The organism is Pseudomonas sp. DVZ6 (genome assembly GCF_024259445.1).
GTDB classification, from domain to species: Bacteria; Pseudomonadota; Gammaproteobacteria; order Pseudomonadales; family Pseudomonadaceae; genus Aquipseudomonas; species Aquipseudomonas peradeniyensis.
In genome coordinates, this window is the sequence record NZ_JANCLM010000035.1 from 15,314 (window position 1) to 32,299 (window position 16,986).

24 protein-coding genes and 1 pseudogene are annotated in these 16,986 nt (G+C 64.3%); 17 read left to right on the plus strand and 8 right to left on the minus strand.

Translation table 11 applies throughout. The annotated features are described in order from the left end of the window. From NMG10_RS19390 to NMG10_RS19425, 8 genes and pseudogenes are all read left to right on the plus strand, one after another. Positions 1-261, plus strand: coding sequence for an EscF/YscF/HrpA family type III secretion system needle major subunit (locus NMG10_RS19390; RefSeq protein WP_232856999.1), 261 nt, complete (start codon positions 1-3; stop codon positions 259-261). Positions 262-287: 26 nt separating this feature from the next. Continuing rightward, positions 288-613: pseudogene (locus NMG10_RS19395) on the plus strand (YscG family type III secretion system chaperone). Beyond that, positions 610-831 carry a hypothetical protein gene (locus NMG10_RS19400; protein WP_254464931.1) on the plus strand — a complete coding sequence of 74 codons (222 nt, stop codon included), beginning with the start codon at positions 610-612 and terminating at the stop codon, positions 829-831. Before NMG10_RS19395 ends, NMG10_RS19400 begins: the two are co-directional and overlap by 4 nt. Then, a complete protein-coding gene (gene sctI / locus NMG10_RS19405) occupies positions 828-1,166 on the plus strand; it encodes a type III secretion system inner rod subunit SctI (protein WP_203651978.1) in 339 nt (112 codons plus the stop codon). The genes NMG10_RS19400 and sctI overlap by 4 nt, the downstream gene beginning before the upstream one ends. A 28-nt stretch (positions 1,167-1,194) precedes the next feature. Further along, positions 1,195-1,908: a type III secretion system inner membrane ring lipoprotein SctJ gene (gene sctJ / locus NMG10_RS19410; RefSeq protein ID WP_232857002.1), complete on the plus strand. Its 714-nt coding sequence runs from the start codon at positions 1,195-1,197 to the stop codon at positions 1,906-1,908. Further along, complete coding sequence (locus tag NMG10_RS19415; protein ID WP_254464932.1) at positions 1,905-2,519, plus strand: SctK family type III secretion system sorting platform protein; 615 nt, start codon at positions 1,905-1,907, stop codon at positions 2,517-2,519. Before sctJ ends, NMG10_RS19415 begins: the two co-directional genes overlap by 4 nt. Then, on the plus strand, positions 2,498-3,133 hold the full coding sequence (locus NMG10_RS19420) for an HrpE/YscL family type III secretion apparatus protein (protein ID WP_254464934.1): 636 nt from the start codon (positions 2,498-2,500) through the stop codon (positions 3,131-3,133). Before NMG10_RS19415 ends, NMG10_RS19420 begins: the two co-directional genes overlap by 22 nt. Beyond that, the gene (locus NMG10_RS19425) at positions 3,130-3,306 is read left to right on the plus strand and encodes a hypothetical protein (protein WP_254464935.1); all 177 of its coding nucleotides are present in this window, start codon (positions 3,130-3,132) and stop codon (positions 3,304-3,306) included. Before NMG10_RS19420 ends, NMG10_RS19425 begins: the two co-directional genes overlap by 4 nt. A 132-nt stretch (positions 3,307-3,438) precedes the next feature. Here NMG10_RS19425 and sctU read toward each other — a convergent pair whose 3' ends face one another. Genes sctU through sctN form a run of 8 tightly spaced genes read right to left on the minus strand, consistent with a single transcriptional unit; the run spans position 3,439 to position 9,730 of the window. Then, positions 3,439-4,485 (minus strand): type III secretion system export apparatus subunit SctU, encoded by a 1,047-nt coding sequence (gene sctU / locus NMG10_RS19430; protein ID WP_254464936.1) that lies wholly within the window; start codon positions 4,483-4,485, stop codon positions 3,439-3,441. Continuing rightward, positions 4,482-5,270: a type III secretion system export apparatus subunit SctT gene (gene sctT / locus NMG10_RS19435; protein ID WP_254464937.1), complete on the minus strand. Its 789-nt coding sequence runs from the start codon at positions 5,268-5,270 to the stop codon at positions 4,482-4,484. Before sctT ends, sctU begins: the two co-directional genes overlap by 4 nt. After that, on the minus strand, positions 5,267-5,533 hold the full coding sequence (gene sctS, locus NMG10_RS19440; protein WP_232857008.1) for a type III secretion system export apparatus subunit SctS: 267 nt from the start codon (positions 5,531-5,533) through the stop codon (positions 5,267-5,269). The genes sctT and sctS overlap by 4 nt, the downstream gene beginning before the upstream one ends. 1 nt (position 5,534) lies before the next feature. Beyond that, positions 5,535-6,188, minus strand: a complete 654-nt coding sequence (gene sctR / locus NMG10_RS19445; protein ID WP_254464939.1) for a type III secretion system export apparatus subunit SctR — start codon at positions 6,186-6,188, stop codon at positions 5,535-5,537. Then, positions 6,185-7,108 (minus strand): type III secretion system cytoplasmic ring protein SctQ, encoded by a 924-nt coding sequence (gene sctQ / locus NMG10_RS19450; RefSeq protein ID WP_254464940.1) that lies wholly within the window; start codon positions 7,106-7,108, stop codon positions 6,185-6,187. Before sctQ ends, sctR begins: the two co-directional genes overlap by 4 nt. After that, positions 7,105-7,947: a type III secretion system needle length determinant gene (locus NMG10_RS19455; RefSeq protein WP_254464942.1), complete on the minus strand. Its 843-nt coding sequence runs from the start codon at positions 7,945-7,947 to the stop codon at positions 7,105-7,107. Before NMG10_RS19455 ends, sctQ begins: the two co-directional genes overlap by 4 nt. Then, on the minus strand, positions 7,941-8,411 hold the full coding sequence (locus NMG10_RS19460) for a YscO family type III secretion system apparatus protein (protein WP_203651996.1): 471 nt from the start codon (positions 8,409-8,411) through the stop codon (positions 7,941-7,943). The genes NMG10_RS19455 and NMG10_RS19460 overlap by 7 nt, the downstream gene beginning before the upstream one ends. Continuing rightward, positions 8,402-9,730 (minus strand): type III secretion system ATPase SctN, encoded by a 1,329-nt coding sequence (gene sctN / locus NMG10_RS19465; RefSeq protein ID WP_232857012.1) that lies wholly within the window; start codon positions 9,728-9,730, stop codon positions 8,402-8,404. The genes NMG10_RS19460 and sctN overlap by 10 nt, the downstream gene beginning before the upstream one ends. 207 nt (positions 9,731-9,937) lie before the next feature. Between sctN and NMG10_RS19470 the strand changes: the two genes are divergently transcribed. From NMG10_RS19470 to sctE, 9 genes are all read left to right on the plus strand, one after another. Then, complete coding sequence (locus tag NMG10_RS19470; protein ID WP_232857013.1) at positions 9,938-10,780, plus strand: HrpJ domain-containing protein; 843 nt, start codon at positions 9,938-9,940, stop codon at positions 10,778-10,780. Next, entirely contained in the window at positions 10,761-11,045 is a 285-nt protein-coding gene (locus NMG10_RS19475; RefSeq protein WP_203651998.1) for a TyeA family type III secretion system gatekeeper subunit, read from the plus strand. Before NMG10_RS19470 ends, NMG10_RS19475 begins: the two co-directional genes overlap by 20 nt. A 2-nt stretch (positions 11,046-11,047) precedes the next feature. Next, positions 11,048-11,419, plus strand: coding sequence for a hypothetical protein (locus NMG10_RS19480; protein WP_232857014.1), 372 nt, complete (start codon positions 11,048-11,050; stop codon positions 11,417-11,419). Continuing rightward, positions 11,416-11,781 (plus strand): hypothetical protein, encoded by a 366-nt coding sequence (locus NMG10_RS19485; RefSeq protein WP_203652001.1) that lies wholly within the window; start codon positions 11,416-11,418, stop codon positions 11,779-11,781. Before NMG10_RS19480 ends, NMG10_RS19485 begins: the two co-directional genes overlap by 4 nt. A gap of 4 nt (positions 11,782-11,785) precedes the next feature. Further along, positions 11,786-12,115, plus strand: coding sequence for a type III secretion protein (locus NMG10_RS19490; RefSeq protein ID WP_254464944.1), 330 nt, complete (start codon positions 11,786-11,788; stop codon positions 12,113-12,115). Continuing rightward, positions 12,112-14,211: a type III secretion system export apparatus subunit SctV gene (sctV, locus tag NMG10_RS19495; protein WP_203652005.1), complete on the plus strand. Its 2,100-nt coding sequence runs from the start codon at positions 12,112-12,114 to the stop codon at positions 14,209-14,211. The genes NMG10_RS19490 and sctV overlap by 4 nt, the downstream gene beginning before the upstream one ends. Before the next feature lie 185 nt (positions 14,212-14,396). Next, a complete protein-coding gene (locus NMG10_RS19500; RefSeq protein ID WP_254464946.1) occupies positions 14,397-15,317 on the plus strand; it encodes a virulence-associated V antigen in 921 nt (306 codons plus the stop codon). An 8-nt stretch (positions 15,318-15,325) separates the two neighbouring features. After that, positions 15,326-15,832, plus strand: a complete 507-nt coding sequence (locus NMG10_RS19505; RefSeq protein WP_254464948.1) for a SycD/LcrH family type III secretion system chaperone — start codon at positions 15,326-15,328, stop codon at positions 15,830-15,832. Beyond that, positions 15,822-16,982 (plus strand): type III secretion system translocon subunit SctE, encoded by a 1,161-nt coding sequence (sctE, locus tag NMG10_RS19510; protein WP_254464950.1) that lies wholly within the window; start codon positions 15,822-15,824, stop codon positions 16,980-16,982. Before NMG10_RS19505 ends, sctE begins: the two co-directional genes overlap by 11 nt. Positions 16,983-16,986: the final 4 nt, after the last annotated feature.

Sequence of the window (16,986 nt, forward strand, 5' to 3'; positions counted from 1 at the left end):
ATGACGAACATCAGCAGCGGCTTCTACGACGGTACCAGCAACACCATGGACATGGTGCACAAGGGGATGGTCGAGCAGGTACAAAAGGCCAACAAGGATGTTCTCGATTCGCTCGAGAAGCTCAACAAGAAAAGTGACGATCCTGCGTTGCTGGCCGACATGCGCCATCGTACGAACATCTGGTCGAACGTGTTCCAGGTCGATGCGACCCTGGGTCAGACCTTCAAGAACACTCTCAGCAGCATCCTGCAGAAGTTCTGAGCATGAACCATTCCGTGAACAATCTGATGGCCCGCCTGGGCCTGCTGGGTGTCGAGTATCGTCACCATGACGAGGCGTTGTGCATCGCGCAATGGCTGGCCCGGGAACCGGCAACCATGGAGGCCGCCTGTGCGATACGCATTGCCAGCCTGATGGGGCAGGGGCGTTGCGAGGAAGCCCTGGCAGAGGGCAACCAGGCCCCTGGCCATCCCTCGAGCCGTGGCTGGCGCTGTGCGAGCGCCAGTTGGGCTACATGGCCGTGCTCGAGCGGCGTCTCGAGGGCATGGCGCAGAGCGGTGATCCTGATCTGGTCCGCTTTGCCCAGGGCATGCGCGCCCAGGTGGTGGCATGAGTCCGCTGGCCTCGGCGCTTGTGTCTGGTGCGCAAGGTGCACTGATCGCGATGCCCACGCACAGTGATCAAGACGCAGCCGAGTTCCAGGCAAGCCTTGTTGAACATCAAACCCGCGAACAGGTGTCCTCGGAACTGACGCAGCAAACGAGGCTGCAAGTGCTCGCCATGGCGATGGACCTGCTGAATGATTCCTTCACGGTGGAGGGCGGCTCATGAATGGCATTACCGAGGTAACCCGGGTTGTCACCGACCTGCAGTCCCTGTCAGCACCGGCTGCCGATTCCCGGCAGGTGGCCGAGTTCGAGCAAGCGCTTTCCGGTGCCGCCGACAGCCCTGGCGATGGACTGCTGCACCAGATAGGGCAGCTCCACCAGCAGCATACCGAAGCCCGGCAGGGCGCGCAGGCCAGCCTGGTCTCGCGCACGGGGGACCCCGTGGCACTGATGGACGCCCATTGGTCGCTGATCCGCAGCAACCTGCAGGTAGAGTTGATCGCCAAGGGTGTCGGGCGCACCACGCAGAACATCGAAACCCTCATGAAAGCCCAGTAGGTGTCCTGTGAAAAGATCATGGCAGTGCATGCTGCTTCTGGCAGTGCTGACACTGGGCGGGTGCAGGGTCGAGCTTTACCTTGGCCTCGCCCAGCGCGAGGCCAACGAAATGCTCGCGGTGCTGGACACCGAGGGCATCGCGGCGGTGAAGGCCCAGGACAAGGACGGCAAGGTGAAGATCCTGATCGACGAAGCCGATATCGGCCACGCGGTGGCGGCGCTCAAGCGTCAGGGCTATCCGCGGGAGATGTTCTCCACGGTCAATGACGTGTTTCCCCGGGACAGCCTGATCTCCTCGCCCTTGGAGGAACAGGCGCGGCTGACCTATGTGAAGTCACAGGAACTGTCGCGGACCTTGTCGGAGATCGATGGTGTACTGGTGGCCCGGGTGCACGTGGTATTGCCGGAGCCCCGTGACGGCCTGCGCGCGCAGGCCGGCGTAGCGTCGGCGTCGATCTTTATCAAACATGCGGCGGATGCGGCGCTGGAGCTGTACATCGGGCAGATGAAACAGCTGTTGAGCAACAGCATCGAAGGCCTGGACTACGAGCGCATCAGCGTGGTGCTGGTGCCGTCGAACCAGGCGCGTCAACCGCTGGCGGGCCTGCGCCATGTCACGCTGTTGTCGATCCAGGTTCTGGAAGGTTCGCGCTGGCGGCTTGTGGCGCTGCTGGGCGTGCTGCTCGGGGTGCTGGTACTGAGCAACCTGGCGCAGTACCTGTGGTGGCGTCAGAGAGCATGACCGAGTTCCAGTTTCGTTACTGCCCGGCGCACTACCTGCATTCGACCCACTGTCCCGAAGCGCTGGATCAGATGGTTCAGGCCTTGCCGTACTGGCGGGAGAGTCGCGAGGTCAACGGCTGGCTGATGTCGGTGCTGGCGCTGTGCGAGCCGTTCGACTTGCCAGAACGACTCGGTAGGCTGGCCCTGTTTTCACAGCCGGCGTTGGAGCGGGTGTTGGCCAGTTTGGGCGGCCTGCTGCATGGCCAGGCCATCCGACAAGTACTCGAACGGTCGGGGCAGGCGCGGTTGCGGGCGGCACTCAACCCACAGGGCCTGCGCTATTGCCTGGAAAAGTGGTGTCTCGTCATTGGCCCTTGGCCTGTGGGCTGGCAACAGGCGCTGCCAGCCGGTGACCTGGACGCGTACCTGCCTGGTTGTGGCTTGGCGTTCTGGCTGCAGGCATGCGGTGAGGTCGATTCGGGGTTCGCTCGGCGTCTGAACCTGCGCCTGCCCGCCGTGACTGCAATGCCGACTTGGCCGATGGACGATGAACAACGCGTCCTGGCACGCACCCTTTGCCTGAAAGTGGCCCGAGACAGGAGCCCGGAATGTTGCCATTTATTGAGTTGAATGAGGCCCGGCCGATGATCGACCCGAGCCTGAACGTATTGCGCAGCACTGACTATCAGCAGTACCTCGATGCCAGCGTACTGACCGAAAACGCACGTCAGCGTGCCCGGGATATCGATGCCCGGGCCGATGCGGTGCTCGAGGAGCATCAGCGGCTCGGGCGGGAGGTCGGGCTGGAAATGGCCGCCATCGAACAGGTGGCGTTGCTGCATGGGACACGCTTGCGCTGCGATGCCTTCTATCGCCAGGTCGACCAGCAGATGAGCGAGGTGGTGCGCCAGGCCGTGTGCAAGGTGCTGGGGGAGTACCCTGATATCGAGCTGACACTGGCCGCGACCCGTCAGGCGCTGGCGCAGGTTCAGCCAATGGAAGCGTTGTTGCTGCACGTAGGGCCCGATCAGTTGCCTGAGGTTCGCCAGCGTTTGGATGAAGTGCTCGCGCTATATCCCGAGGTCGGGCCTGTCGAGGTATGCGCCGATGCCAGGCTAGCGCGAGGCGGCTGTCGCCTGGAGACCGCAGGCTGCGTGATCGATGCCAGTATCGAAGGGCAGTTGGCCGCGTTGCAGCGGGCGCTGACGCAACGGCACCTTGACGATGAGGCTGGAACGCCATGAACGATGCCGTGTTGGCCGCAGCCGCGCGGGCGATCCGTGATGATCAGGAGCGCGATGCGTTGCTCCAGGTGTTCTGGACACAGCTTCGCCAGCCTGCTCGGAATCTGGCGAGGGAGCGCGCAGAAACCGTGCCTGTGCGCCGGCCATTGCCGCAGCGTGGGATCCTGGTCTAGCGCTCCCATCTCCATTGTCCTGGACCTGTGGGAGCAACTGTCTTGCTCAATTTTTAGAATCTGGCGCGATCCCTGTGGGAGCGGGTAAACCTGCTCCCACAGGGACCTTGGTTTGCCTGTGGTTTACGTTATCTATGCCATCTCCTCCTGCGCCTGCAACCAGCGAATCACCTCGGCCACTGGCTGGATCAACTCGCCGGGAATGTACTGCTCCACCCGGCTGTCGGCGAATAGCGCCCGGGCCAGGGGAATACGTTCGAGCACCGGTACTCCTTCTTCCTCGGCAATCCGCCGCACCAGCAGGGCCTGCTCGTCGGTGTACTTGAGGGTGACCAGCGGCAAGGGTGTTTCCCCGGGTTTGTAGCGCAGGCCCACGGCGATATGGGTCGGGTTGGCGACGATGACCGACGAGCGCCTGACATCCGCGCGCAACGTGCCGTTGTGCATTTCGCGATGGCGCTTGCGGCGCTCGCGCTTGAGCTCGGGGGCGCCCTCCATCTCCTTGTGCTCGCGCTTGACCTCTTCCTTGCTCATGCGCAATTGCTTGAGATGCTGCCAGCGCTCCAGGCCGTAGTCGGCTGCCGAGATCGCCAGGAAACCCACGGCACAGACCCCGATCAGTCTGCCCATCAGGCTGCCCAGCAACGGCAGGATGCACTCGATGCCGCACGATGACACCCGCAGCAGCGTGCGCAGGTGGTCGCTGAGCAGGCCAAGCACCAGCGCGCCGAGCAGCAGTACCTTGAGCGACGACTTGAGGAAATCGAACACGTTCCTGACCGAGAAGATTCGTTTCACCCCCTCCAGTGGACTGACTTTCTTCAGGTCGGGTGAGAGCGACTGGCCGCTGAACACGAAGCCGGTCTGCAGCAGGTTGCCGGCGATGGCGGCGAGCACGGCCGTCAGTAGGAACGGCAGGGTGAGCCATAGCAACTCATGCAGCAGTTGCTCGAGCATCAGCTCCAGCGCTTGGCGAAAGGGCAGGTGGAGCAGGGGGGCGGGGAGCATCATCAGCTCACGCAGATGCCCGAGAAAGTAGTCGGGAAAAGCCATGGGCAACGCAACCAGGCTCAGGATCAGCACCGTGGAGACCAGCTCCTTGCTCTTGGCCACCTGACCGTTGCGGCGCGCATCGCGCAATTTTGCCCGTGTGGGCTGTTCAGTTTTCTCGCTGCTCATGGTTGCTCCAGCAACGGAGCGAGCAGACTTGCCTTGGCCAGCGCGATGGACACCTGATCCTCGGCCAGTGTCATCAGCAGGACCAGGTACGGCACAAGTAGCGTGCTGCAGACCAGGCTCTTGATCGGCATGGACAGGATGAACACGTTCAGCGACGGCGCGAAGCGGCTGACCAGGGCCAGGCCGAGTTCGGCGAGGAACATGGCGATCAGCAAGGGTGCTGCGAACAGCACGCACAGGGCCAGCAGGTAATCGAACTGGGCCAGGAAGAAGGTGTTCCACTGGCTGCCGATGTGCGGGTAGAAGCTTGCCACCGGCCAGCTGGCGTAACTGCCCAGCAGTGCCCCCAGCAACCCCAGGAAGGCGCCGCCGGTGAAGAATAGGGTAAGGAGCGTCTGCGCCAGCAAGGTGCCGGTGGGGCTGGTCTGGCTGCCCAGCAGCGGGTTGAGGGTGGAGGCCAGGGTGGCGCCGCGCTGGTTGTCGATGAGAAAACCGCAGGCCTCCAGGGCCCAGAACGGGATGACCACCACAAAGCCCAGCAGCAGGCCGAGCAGCACTTCCTTGCCGATCAGCAGCCCCAGCTGCAACCCGTCCAGCTCGGCGGGCAGGGTACCGGCCACGCTGGGGTAGATGAACAGCGCCAGCGAACAGGCCACGCCATTGCGCACCAGCGCGCCGCCCAGCACCTGCTTGCCGAGGATCGGCAGCAGGAGGAAACAGCCGAACAAGCGGGGCAGGATCAGGCTGAAGCCCAGCAGCATCTGTTCAAGTGTCTGGACCGTCATCGCACCGAGGGAATCCGGTTGAGCACCAGGTCGGTGTAGCGGTATAGCTCGCTGCCCATCCAGTCGGCGGTGACGAACAGGGTGACGACCACCGCCACCAGCTTGGCGACGAAGCCCAGGGTCTGTTCCTGCACCTGGGTCAACGCCTGCACCAGGGATACCAGGGTGCCCACCAGCGCGGCCATCAATACTGTCGGCAGGGAAAGGACCAGCACCAGCCACAGCGACTGGCTGGCGAAGTGCAACACTTCGGTACTGTGCATGTCAGCCTCCGTAACTCAGCACCAGGCCATGGGAGAGTCGCCCCCAGCCGTCGAGCAGGACGAACAGCAGCAGCTTGAAGGGCAGTGAAATGGTCACCGGCGAGACCATCATCATGCCCATGGCCAGGAGGATGTTGGAGATGATCAGGTCGATGGCGATGAAGGGCAGGCAGATCAGGAAACCGATCTCAAAGGCCCGGCTCAGCTCGCTGATGGTGAACGCCGGCAGCAGCACCAGCAGGCCGTTGCCATCGACCCGCTCGGCGTAGTGGCTGGGCCATAGCTGGCGGGCGCTATCGAGGAAGAAGGCGCGTTCGCGCTCGTTGACCTGGCCATCGAGGAAGGCGCGAAACGGCGCCATGCCTTCGTCGAGAAAACGTTCGACTGAGCGGGCATCGCCGAGGGTCGTTTCATGGGCGTTCAGGTAGTCGTAGGTAGCCATGCCCACCGGGGCCATGACGTAGATACTGAGAATGATCGCCAGGCCGTACAGGGCCATGTTCGGCGGAATCTGCTGGACACCCAGGGCATTGCGCAGCAACGAGAAGACCACGGCCATCTTCAGGAACGAGGTGGCCATGACCGCGATGAAGGGCACCAGCGACAGCAGCGCCAGGCCGAGGATCAGGCTCAGTTCGTTCGGCAGCTGGATCATGTCGGTTGCTGTTCCAGCAGGCGGTTGATCCGCACCCCGAGGCGGCCGTCGATCTGCACCAGCAGACCGGTGCCGACACAGCGCTGGTTGGCGAGGATACGCACCTGGGCATCCAGCGGGCTATGCAGTTCGATCAGCGCTCCAGGTTGCAGGGTCGACAGCGTGTGCAGGTCGAGGGTCTGGCGACCGACTTCGAAACTGACCGGTATTGGTAGTTGCTCCAGTGTTTCCAGGGCGGTGTCGGTCACAGGGGGGGTGTCGTGCATGCGGACTAGCTCCAGGTGTGTGTCGTCGAGTTGCAGTTCGGCCCAGGGGTGGCCATCGAGCACGCCAAACAGTCGCGGGGAGCTTGGCGTACCTGCGGGCAGCAGCAGGATGTCGCCCGTGCCGAGGTCGCGCAGCTCGTGCAACGTCAGTTCGAGGGGTCGCCACTGCAGCGAGAGGTTCAGCAGGATGTTCAGGCGTTCGCGCAGTGGACGCCGTGGCAAGACCGTCAGCAGGCGCTCGCTGTCGCCTTGCACCCAGCAGGGCAGCAGGCCTTGCGTGCTGCTCAGCGTCACTTGCAGACCGGGTGTGCGGTCGATGGTTTCTGCTGGCTCGATGCCCAGGCATTGCAGGCCGGGCAGGCGAGGAGTGTCCCGTTGCAGCACCGCCAACTGCAGTGCGCTGGGGAGGCTGGCAAAGTCGGCGGCCTGCAACTGCGGTGCAAGCCATTGCGCCAGCTGCTGCCGACGACACAGCAGGCGAGTCGGTACGCCGAGCCAATCGATCTGCACGGCCAGATCCAGGTCATCGCCTGGAACGCTGACACTCAGCGAGACCTGCCCTTGATCGTCGGCATAATGGGGTTGGCGATGGCTCAGTAACTGCTGCAAGCGCAGTTCCTGGGTGTGGGCGGCAGGCAAGTTCAATGTACTCATGGTTCAGGCCAGCCTTCGTCCTCTACATGGCGCTTGTTGCGTGAGCCTTGCTGGCTGTCGCCATTTGCGCCGAAGCCGAGGCTGACCGGCTGCGCGGGATCGAGCCGTTGCAGACGCTCAAGCAGGTCCGTACCGGCTACCTGCAATTGCCGGAGGGCGGCTGGCGCCGCCTGGATCTCCACCTGCAGGCCAGCGCTCACAGGGTTCATGCGTACTTCGACATGGCCCAGCTGAGGTAACTGCACCTGCAACAGGGCCTGTTCGCGGGTACCCGTCCTGCTGGCGAACAGTTGCAATTGCAGGCGCTCCACAAGCGTCTGCAGATCCTGGATGGGGGCCGCGACAGTTGCCGGCAAGGCCCTGTCGATCAGGGGGCGCTCGCCCGATGAGGCAGGGGGCGCAAGGATTGGCTCGATATCACTGGGTAGCAGACGATCCGGCACGTTGTCGGTACTGTCGCGGACGGTTTGCAGGCCCGCATCGGCACGGCTTGCCTCGGTCAATGAGGTCGGCTCGACCTCATCAAGTACCGCTGGCATGGGCTCCGGAAGGGGGCGTTCGATGACGTTCTCGATCAGCGCAGGTCGTTCTGCTGCGCAGGCGGGTGGGCACTTTGCGATCAAGGCAGCCATGCTCAGGACCACTTGGGTGACAGGGCGTTCAGGGCTGGCCTCGTCCCGGGCAGGTCGAAGGCCTGTATCCTGCGGCGCGCTGCGCTTGAACCGTGGAATTTCCAGCAGGTGTTCGAACAACAGTCGCTGCTCGTTGCAAGGCCCACGTTCAGGCGGGTCAGGCAATGGGTTGTCCGGCAGCGCAGGAACAGGCTGGGTGTTCAGCATGGCGAGCCTCCCTGGCCATGGCACTCCTCCACTTCGAGCTCCTGGCTGTGCTCTGTGCGCCGAGCGGCTTGCCGGGATGCCTGCTCGTGCAGTTGCTTGAAGCTGTCCAGCTGTTGTCTGGCCTGGGCAAGTTTCGCTTGCGCCTGCTGGCGTGCGGTGTGCTGGCGCGCCAGTGCATTCTCGCAGGCCACGACTTGTCCACGCAGGCTCGCTTCCCGCTCGCCGAGCAGGCCGACCTGGCGACGCCACTGTTCCAGGTCATGGCGCTTGGTCAGGCGCCCCACCTGCGCATCGAACAGGCGCTGCTCCTCTTCGCGGGACCAGCACCGATACGTCAGGTGCGCCTCGAGCGATTTTGCCTTGTCCGCCTGTGCCGCCTGCAAGCGGGCCTGCTGATTGCGCGCTTCGTGCTCGGCCCGTTGCAGTCGGCGTTGCTTGATGGATAACAGGGTGGTCAAGGGCACCGGGCGATCTCCAGCAGTTGTTCGAGGCTCTGCTGCAGCGAACTGTGTTCGTGCGGTGCCTGGCACAGCCAGGCACGAATGGCATCGTGCTTGTCGATGGCCAGGTCCACGGCAGGGTCCTGGCCTCGGGAGTATTCGCCGACTCGCAGCAGCAGTTCGACGTCTTCATAGCGCGCCATCCACTGGCGCAACTGGCTGGCGGCGGCACGGTGGGCAGGGCTGACCACCTGGTGCATGACCCGGCTGACCGAGCGCAGCACGTCGATGGCCGGGTAGTGGTTGGCCGCCCCCAGCGCCTGTGACAGCACGATATGGCCATCGAGGATCGAGCGGGTTTCCTCGGCGATCGGTTCGTTCAGGTCGTCGCCCTCCACCAGCACGGTGTAGAGCGCGGTGATCGAGCCCTTGTCCGAGTGCCCGGCGCGCTCGAGCAGGCGTGGCAACTGGGCGAACACCGAGGGCGGAAAGCCGCGTCGGGTCGGCGGTTCACCCGCGGCCAGGCCGATCTCGCGTTGGGCCCTGGCGAAGCGGGTCAGCGAGTCCATCAGCAACAGGACCTTGCAACCCTGGTCGCGGAAATACTCGGCCACGGTGGTGGCGACGAAGCCCGCCCGGGCCCGCTCCATCGCCGGGCGGTCGGAGGTCGAAACCACCAGCACCGCGCGGCGCAGCCCGTGTTCGCCAAGCTCGTGATGAATGAACTCGCGCACCTCGCGACCGCGCTCGCCGATCAGCGCAAGGACGATCACGTCGGCCTTCGCGTTGCGCATCAACGAGGCCAGCAGCGTGCTCTTGCCGCCGCCGGCAGGGGCGAAGATGCCGACCCGCTGCCCCTCGGCGCAGGTGAGCAGCCCATCGATGCAACGGATGCCCAGGCTCAAGGGCGTGTCGACCAGCTTGCGGCTCAAGGGCGCCGGCGCATCCCGGTGCACCGGGTACCAGGCCTGTGGTGTGGCCGGCATGCTGCCGTCGAGCGGGTTGCCGAAGCCGTCAAGCACTGTTCCCAGCAAATGATCCCCCACGCCCACGCGGTGCATGCTCCCGGTGGGGCAGACCTCGGTGCGCGTGCAAAGGCCCTGCATGTCGCCCAGCGGGGCGAGCAACGCCTGGTCCTGTTGCAGGCCGATGACCTCGGCCAGCAGCGCCTGCTCATGGTTGGGCCTGCGCAGTCGGCATAGCTCGCCGACCTGCACGCCGGGCGCCAGCGCACGGATCAGGGTGCCGGTGACCTGGGTGACCTTGCCGTTGACCTGGACCAGGGTGGCGCCGTTCACGGCAGACTTCAGGGTCTGGGGAATCTGCAGCAGCGATGGCGACATGGGTACGATGTGGGTGCGTGAATGAAGGGGACCATTCTAGGAAGCCTGCCCGGGGATGGATTTCACTGTGAGTCGCATGTTTTTAGATTCCGGTCGCTATGTGTTGCGCGCGCCGGAAGGCTAAAAAGAAGCGCCCGACGATGACAGTACGGCTGCTGGCTTGCCTCTAGCATGCCGCTCATTCATTTATTTCGAAGTGAGGTGGGGATGAGCGAAGGCATCGGCTTTGCCCGGGTTGACCCGATGGTGGACATGGGGGGCGGCTGGGAGGCGCAGGCAACCGTCCAGGCGCGGCAGGTGACCCCGATGGGGCAGCAGGCCGAGATGGCGGAGGAGCTGTCGATGGCATTCTCGTCGCTGGCCAATGCCCGGCTCAGTGCCCGCAGTCGCGTCACCGATGCGCGCCTGCATGGGCAGCAGGCGGGCCAGGCGGCCGAGGAGATGCTGGCCAAGGTGCCGGACGTCCAGCGCCGCGCCCTGGATGAACTGGTGGCCTGGTTGCGTCAGCATCCTCATCTGACACCGGGGGAGCTGGAGGCACGCCTGGATGGCTTCTCCGGCGAAGCCTGCCATCGCTACCTGGCCCTGGCCTATGCCCGTGATGCATTGGGCAAGGCGGCTGATACCCGCGACTTGCTCGGCAAGCTGGACCAAGCCATGGCAAGCATGGCGCAGACGCAAGGCCAGGCGATCGAACTGGGGATCGAGATCGGTCCGCTGGCACAGGCGACCCAGGAGCAGGGTGTCGCCGAGGTGGCCGCGCTGCGCGAGGTTTATTGCGACTTCCTGTGCGGTTATCGCGGGCTCCGGCACGCCTGGGACGACTTGCGCGCACGCTTCGGCGATGCGGCCATCGGCGATATCGCCCAGTTCATGCTCAACGGCCTGGCCAGTCATATCAGCGGGCCGTCCTCGCACCTGGACAGCAACCAGCTGCAGCAGGTCATCAGCGACATGAAGCTGGTGCAGGCCCTCAAGAAACTGGAAAGCGACACGGCCGCGCTGTTCCGCCAGCTTGCCGGAGAGCCCAGTGGCGTACGGGCCTTCTGATCTGGTCAGCGACCTGTTGGCGCTGCTCGACAAGCGCTGGATCACCGAACAGGACATCCTGCGCCTGCTCGCCGCGCTGCCGCTGGCCCCTGGCGCTCAACGTGTCCATTGCCTGCGTGAACTGCGGCGGATCTTTCGCCTGCTGCCCTTGCAGGTGTTCAGCGAAGAGGTCCAGCGCGAGCACCTGCTGGCGATCTGTCAGTTGACCATGGACCAGCTCATCGACGACGAAGAAGCGTCGCTGCATGGCGGGCGGGAGGCGTGAGCATGGACTTGTGTACTGAAGCCATGGTCCGATTCTGTCGCGATCAGGGAGTGATTCTGGCGCATCCGCAGGAGACCTTTCAGCGTCTGGAACTTGCGGATATCGGTGTCGTGCAGTTTGAGCGACAGGCAGGGCAGTTGACACTCTGGCTGACCTTTCCCGTGCATGGAGCACTGTTTGAACGTGCCCTGTCGAGTGCGCTCAGGCAGGTCCATGATCATCAGGCGCCTGGCCAACTGCTGCGTTGCGGCCTGCTGCCTGACGACCGCCTGGTGTTGCTGGTCAGCCTTGATGAGCACCGGGTGACCGAGCAGGTACTGCATGAGGCTTGCCGGCTGCTGTCGCGGGTGCGTGTCGAAGTGCTCACGGCATGAGCGTGATCGAGCGAGCCGGGCAGCTCCCTGACCTGTGGTTGCCGTCATTGGCAGCCGACACTGCGTTGCCACGGCCGGCTGGCGAACCGCTGCCGATGCCGGGGCAACCCGTGCAGGCTCATCTGCGTGAACTGTACCCGCGGCATCGGATGGAACGCCTGCGTCTGTCCTACGCCAGCCCCGAACAGGAACTGCATGCCCTGTACGACCCGCAGCGCTTCGCCACGACGCTGGACGCCCTGGCGGAGCAACTCCTCAACACCCAGGCCCGCGAGAACCGCCAGGCGGCGGCGCTGCTGCAGGCATTGCTGGCCGACCGGCATACGCTGGCGTGCTACGCCAACCTTCTGCTCAAGGTATGAATAGATGCAATTGACGATTGAACAGCGTGATGTCCTGCAGCTGTTGGCCTGGCTGCACCTGCGATGTGGCCGGCCCGAGGGCGCGCATACGTTGCTGGAGGTGCTGTTGCGGGTTGATCCCGATCACCTCGCCGGGCGCCGCGCCTGGGTGGTGGCGACGCTGGAACTGGGCGACTGGGCGCGTGCCGAGCAGCAGTGCCTGGCGCTGCGTGACGCCGGTGAGCAGCGGGCCCCCCTGTGGCTGTGCCTGAGCCAGGCGCAGCAGATGGCGGGCCGGTTGGAGCAGGCCCAGGCCACCTTCGCCGAGTACCTGCGACGCAAGGCCCACCCATGAACACCTTGACCCGGGTGCTTGGCCATATCGGCGCGCGCAAGGACCTGATGCTGGCCGTGATGCTGCTGGCGGTGGTGTTCATGATGATCTTGCCGTTGCCACCGCTGTTGCTGGACCTGCTGATCGCCCTGAACATGACCATCGCCGTGGTGCTGCTGATGATGTCGGTGTATGTCGTATCGCCGCTGCATTTCTCGGTGTTTCCCTCGGTGCTGCTGGTCACCACGCTGTTTCGCCTGGCACTGTCGATCAGCACCACGCGGATGATCCTGCTGGAGGCCGACGCCGGGCAGATCGTGCAGACCTTCGGCGACTTCGTGGTCGGCGGCAACCTGGTGGTGGGCTGCATCCTGTTCCTGATCATCACCATCGTGCAGTTCCTGGTCATCACCAAGGGCGCCGAGCGGGTGGCGGAGGTCAGCGCGCGGTTTTCCCTCGATGCCATGCCGGGCAAGCAGATGAGCATCGATGGCGATCTGCGCGCCGGAGTCATCGACGTCAACGAGGCTCGCGAGCGCCGTGGCGAGGTGGAGAAGGCCAGCCAGATGTATGGAGCCATGGACGGGGCGATGAAGTTCGTCAAGGGCGACGCCATCGCCGGGCTGGTGATCATCGTGGTCAACCTGCTGGCGGGCCTGGCCATCGGCGTGATGCAGAAGGGCATGAGCGCGGCTGACGCCTTGCAGCTCTACGCGGTGCTTACCGTGGGCGATGGCATGGTCAGCCAGGTGCCGGCGCTGCTGATCGCCATCACAGCCGGCATCATCGTCACCCGCGATGGCGAAGGGGCGCGCGACCTTGGGGCGAATATCGGCAACCAGGTAATGGCGCAACCCAAGGCCCTGATGATCGGCGGCGCATTGCTGGTGTTGTTCGGGCTTGTTCCAGGCTTTCCGACGGTCACTTTCCTTACCCTGGCACTGCTGGTCGGGGGCGGTGGCTGGTGGGCGATCCGCCAACGGCGCATCGCGGAGGAGGGCCGGCTGCACACTGGTGGCCTGCCGGCGTTGCTGGCCAATGGCGCTGGCGCCCCCACGCTCAAGCCTTCCGGCAAGGCGAAGACGGCCGCTGACGCGCAAGCGTTCGCCTTGACGGTGCCCTTGCTCATCGATGTGGACAGTGGCCTGCAAGCCGCCTTGGAGGCTGCCTCGCTGAACGACGAGCTGGCGCGGGTCCGCCAGGCGCTGTATCTGGATCATGGCGTGCCGTTTCCCGGTATCCGCCTGCGTTTCAGCAGCGTGCTCGGCCCCGGCGAGTACCGCATCCTGTTGCAGGAAGTGCCGGTGGCGCGTGGCAGGCTGATGCCGGAACGGCTGCTGGTCCAGGAAAAGCCCAGCCAGCTGGCGCTTGTCGGCGTGCCCTACGAGGAAGGCGAAGCCCTGCTGCCAGGACGGGCAGCGCTGTGGGTGGAGCAGGCCCAGCGCGAGCGTCTGGAGCGCGCCGGATGCGCCTTCCTGGCGATTGACCAGGTGCTTGCCTGGCACCTGTCGCAGGTTTTGTGCGAATACGCCGGGGACTTCATCGGTATCCAGGAGACCCGCTACCTGCTGGAGCAGATGGAGCAGGGCTATGGGGAGCTGGTCAAGGAGGTGCAGCGCATCCTGCCGTTGCAGCGCATCACCGAGGTGTTCCAGCGGCTGGTGGGCGAGGGTATCTCGATCCGCAACATGCGCTCGATCCTCGAAGCCTTGGTGGAGTGGGGGCAGAAAGAGAAGGACGTGGTGCAGCTGGCCGAATACGTGCGCAGCAGCCTCAAGCGCTATATCTGCTACAAGTACGCCAGCGGGCACAACCTGCTGCCGGCCTACCTGCTGGATCCGGCGGTCGAGGAGATGATCCGCAACGGCATCCGCCAGACCAGTGCCGGCAGCTACCTGGCCCTGGAGCCTGCGCAGAGCGACACCTTTCTCGCCCAGGTGAAAGCCGTGGTGGGCGACTTGCAGGATGCCCAGGCAAGGCCCGTGCTGGTGGTGTCGATGGATATCCGCCGCTATGTGCGCAAGCTGGTCGAGGGCATCTATTTCGACTTGCCGGTGCTGTCCTTCCAGGAACTCACCACGCAGATCAACATCCAGCCATTGGGGCGCATCGGCTGACGCCAGCCTGGCGTCAGAAAGCGTACCCACAAACTACAAAATCGCGGCCGGGTCTGACGGAGCGGCCGCTTGCACCTCAATAGACTTCATCGGCATGTACCCCGGCCTTGTGCCAGGAAGGGTACCTGACCAACCGGATGCAGATGATGAGCAGTTCTATTGAAGCAAGAAGTCGCCCTGTCCCTTTGCCGTACGTAGACCGTGTCGCGCCGCCGGACACCTGGCGGGATATCAAACGGCTGGAGGCGATCCAGGATCAGCACGGGATCGTGGCCGTGGACGGCCAAGGCCAGCCGCTGAGCGCGGAGCACCGGTCGCAGGCCATCGAGACGTTGCTGGGGGCCGAGGGGCAAGCGCGTCTGGCACAGAGCCGTCCCTATTTCGAGAGCCTGTTGGCGCAACCGTTGCCCGAGCAGCATGTCGACGCGCTGTACCGATTGCTCGAGGCTTATGCCGGCTGGTTGCCGGGAGCGCCCTTGCAGCTGCAGAACCTGGGCGAGCGCCTGTGCATGGACGAGCTGGTGATGGCGGCGATGGGCCTGCGCATGCGCAAGCAGAAGGCCGAGCGCACCGAGCTCAGCGAGCAGCTCAAGTGCCTTACGGCGGAGCTGAAGATCTTCAGTGTGATCCAGTCGAAGGTCAACATGGTGATGGCCGACAAGGGCACCTTCAAGCTGGAAGACGATGGTTTCAACCTCTTCGACCGCAAGCTTTACGACCTAGATGCGGACAGTTGGGAGAAGAGCTCCGAGCGCCGATTGCTCTCGAGCCTGGATACGTTCCAGTCGGACGGGATCGTCACGGTGCGGCATTTCCTCGAGGGCGCGCAATCTGCCTCTGCGTCGAGTGAAAACGGCGGCCGCCTGCAAAAGGTCAGTGGGCCGATGAGCGACCTGAAAGCGCAGTACGCCTGGGACAAGGACAACAACCCGTTGGCCAATTTCTCCCAGGCCCTGAGCGACCGCACCCGCATCGTCAACGACAAGGTGACCGAACAGACCACCCTGCTCAACGACGTGGGCTCGCGCTACACCACCTCCACCGAGGTGATGATGAAGTTCGTCGAGACCTGGTTCTCGATGCTGTCCAGGATTCTGCAGAACTGAGGTAGGTGATGACGGCAGTACAACAGATGGCCGGCGACGATGCCGATGCCAACAACGTCGATGCGATCGAGCGCTTCTTTGGCGATGGCGGCACCTTCGCCATGCTGCGCGGGGTATGCGCGGCGCAACTGGAAACGCTTTACGCCCAGGCGTTCAACTTCTACCAGGCGGGACGGCTGGACGATGCGCTCACGCTGTTCAAGGGGCTGGCGGCACTCGACCATTATGACCCCCGGGCGTTTCTTGGCGTGGCAGGCGCGTACCAGGCGCTTGAGCGCTACCAGGACGCATTGCCGGCTTATGCCTATGGCGCGATGCTCGCGCCGCAGGACCCGCGTTTCAGCTTCCATGGCGCGCAATGCCACCAGTACCTGGGCGACCTGGCAGCGGCGCGCAGCGGCTACGAGCAGGCGCTGATCCTGGCGGTAGACAGCGAGCATGCCGGCCTGGCAGGTCAGGCGCAGGTACTGCTCGAGGCCCTGCAGCAGAAGGAGGGCGCACGTCATGCGAATTGAGCTTCTGTCTGTGGCGCAGCCGCTCCTGATACCGGCTGAAATCGAATCGGAAATGCTGCTGCCGGGCACGGCGATCCAGTTGCCCGGCGAGACCGGTACAGCGTCCAGCGTCGCAACGATCAAGCAAGACATGAGTGTCCGATTGGACCCTCCAGCGCCGCTGGCGAAGGGGCTGCATCAGGGGTTGGCATTCGACAAGCTGATCGACGCTGAAGGCCTCATGCAACCAGTGCTGGTCGCGGTACCTGATGTCGGTGCATTGATACTCGGCCAACTCGCCGGGGATATCTCCGACGCTGAACTGGATATCCGCCTCACTGAACTGCTGAGCCAGTTGGGTGCGCGCCAGACCGAGCTGAACCTGCAGCAGGTACGTCAGCTCACCGAGCAAAACCGCCAGCAGATGGCGCTCAATGCGCAGAAGATGGAGGAGGTGGCTCAGCGACACCAGGACGCCGGCACGGCGAGCGTGTTCGCCAAGGTCTTCGGCTGGGCCGCAGCCATCGTCTCCATCGTGGTGGGGACCGTCATGGTCGCCACTGGCCTTGGCGCCGTCGCGGGCGCCTTGATGATCGCCGGTGGCGTCATGGGCGTGGTGTCCATGTCGTTGAACCAGGCGGCCGAGGACGGGCATATCTCCAAGGCGGTGATGAAGTACCTCGGGCCGGTGCTGATGGCGGTCGAGGTCGCCCTGGCGCTGGCCTCGGTGGTGCTGACCTGCGGTGGCAGCCTTGCGGTGGTCGCCGCCAGGGTGGCCGGCAAGGTGAGTGGCAAGGTCGCGCAGACGGTCCTTTCAGTGGGCCAGAAGATCCAGGGCGTCGCCTCCACCGGGGTCAGCTCGACCGCCAGCGCGGGCACCCAGGCCAAGCTGCAGATGACCCTGACCGGCGCCAGCATGGCCACCACCACGCTGTCCAGCGCCGGGCAGGCGGCCAGTTCGGTGATGCAGGGGTTGGCACTGCGCAGCGAGGCGCAACTGGCGGAAATGCGCCTGCTGCTGGACCAGGGACACTGTTTTCTCGAGCAGTTGGCCAAGGCGCTTGAACAACTGCTCGCGGGGAAGGCGCAACGCTTCGAGCAACTACTGGAACTGTTGAACAACCGCAGCAAGGCCTGCACCGATATCGCTTGCCGAAACGTCATTGCCTGATCAA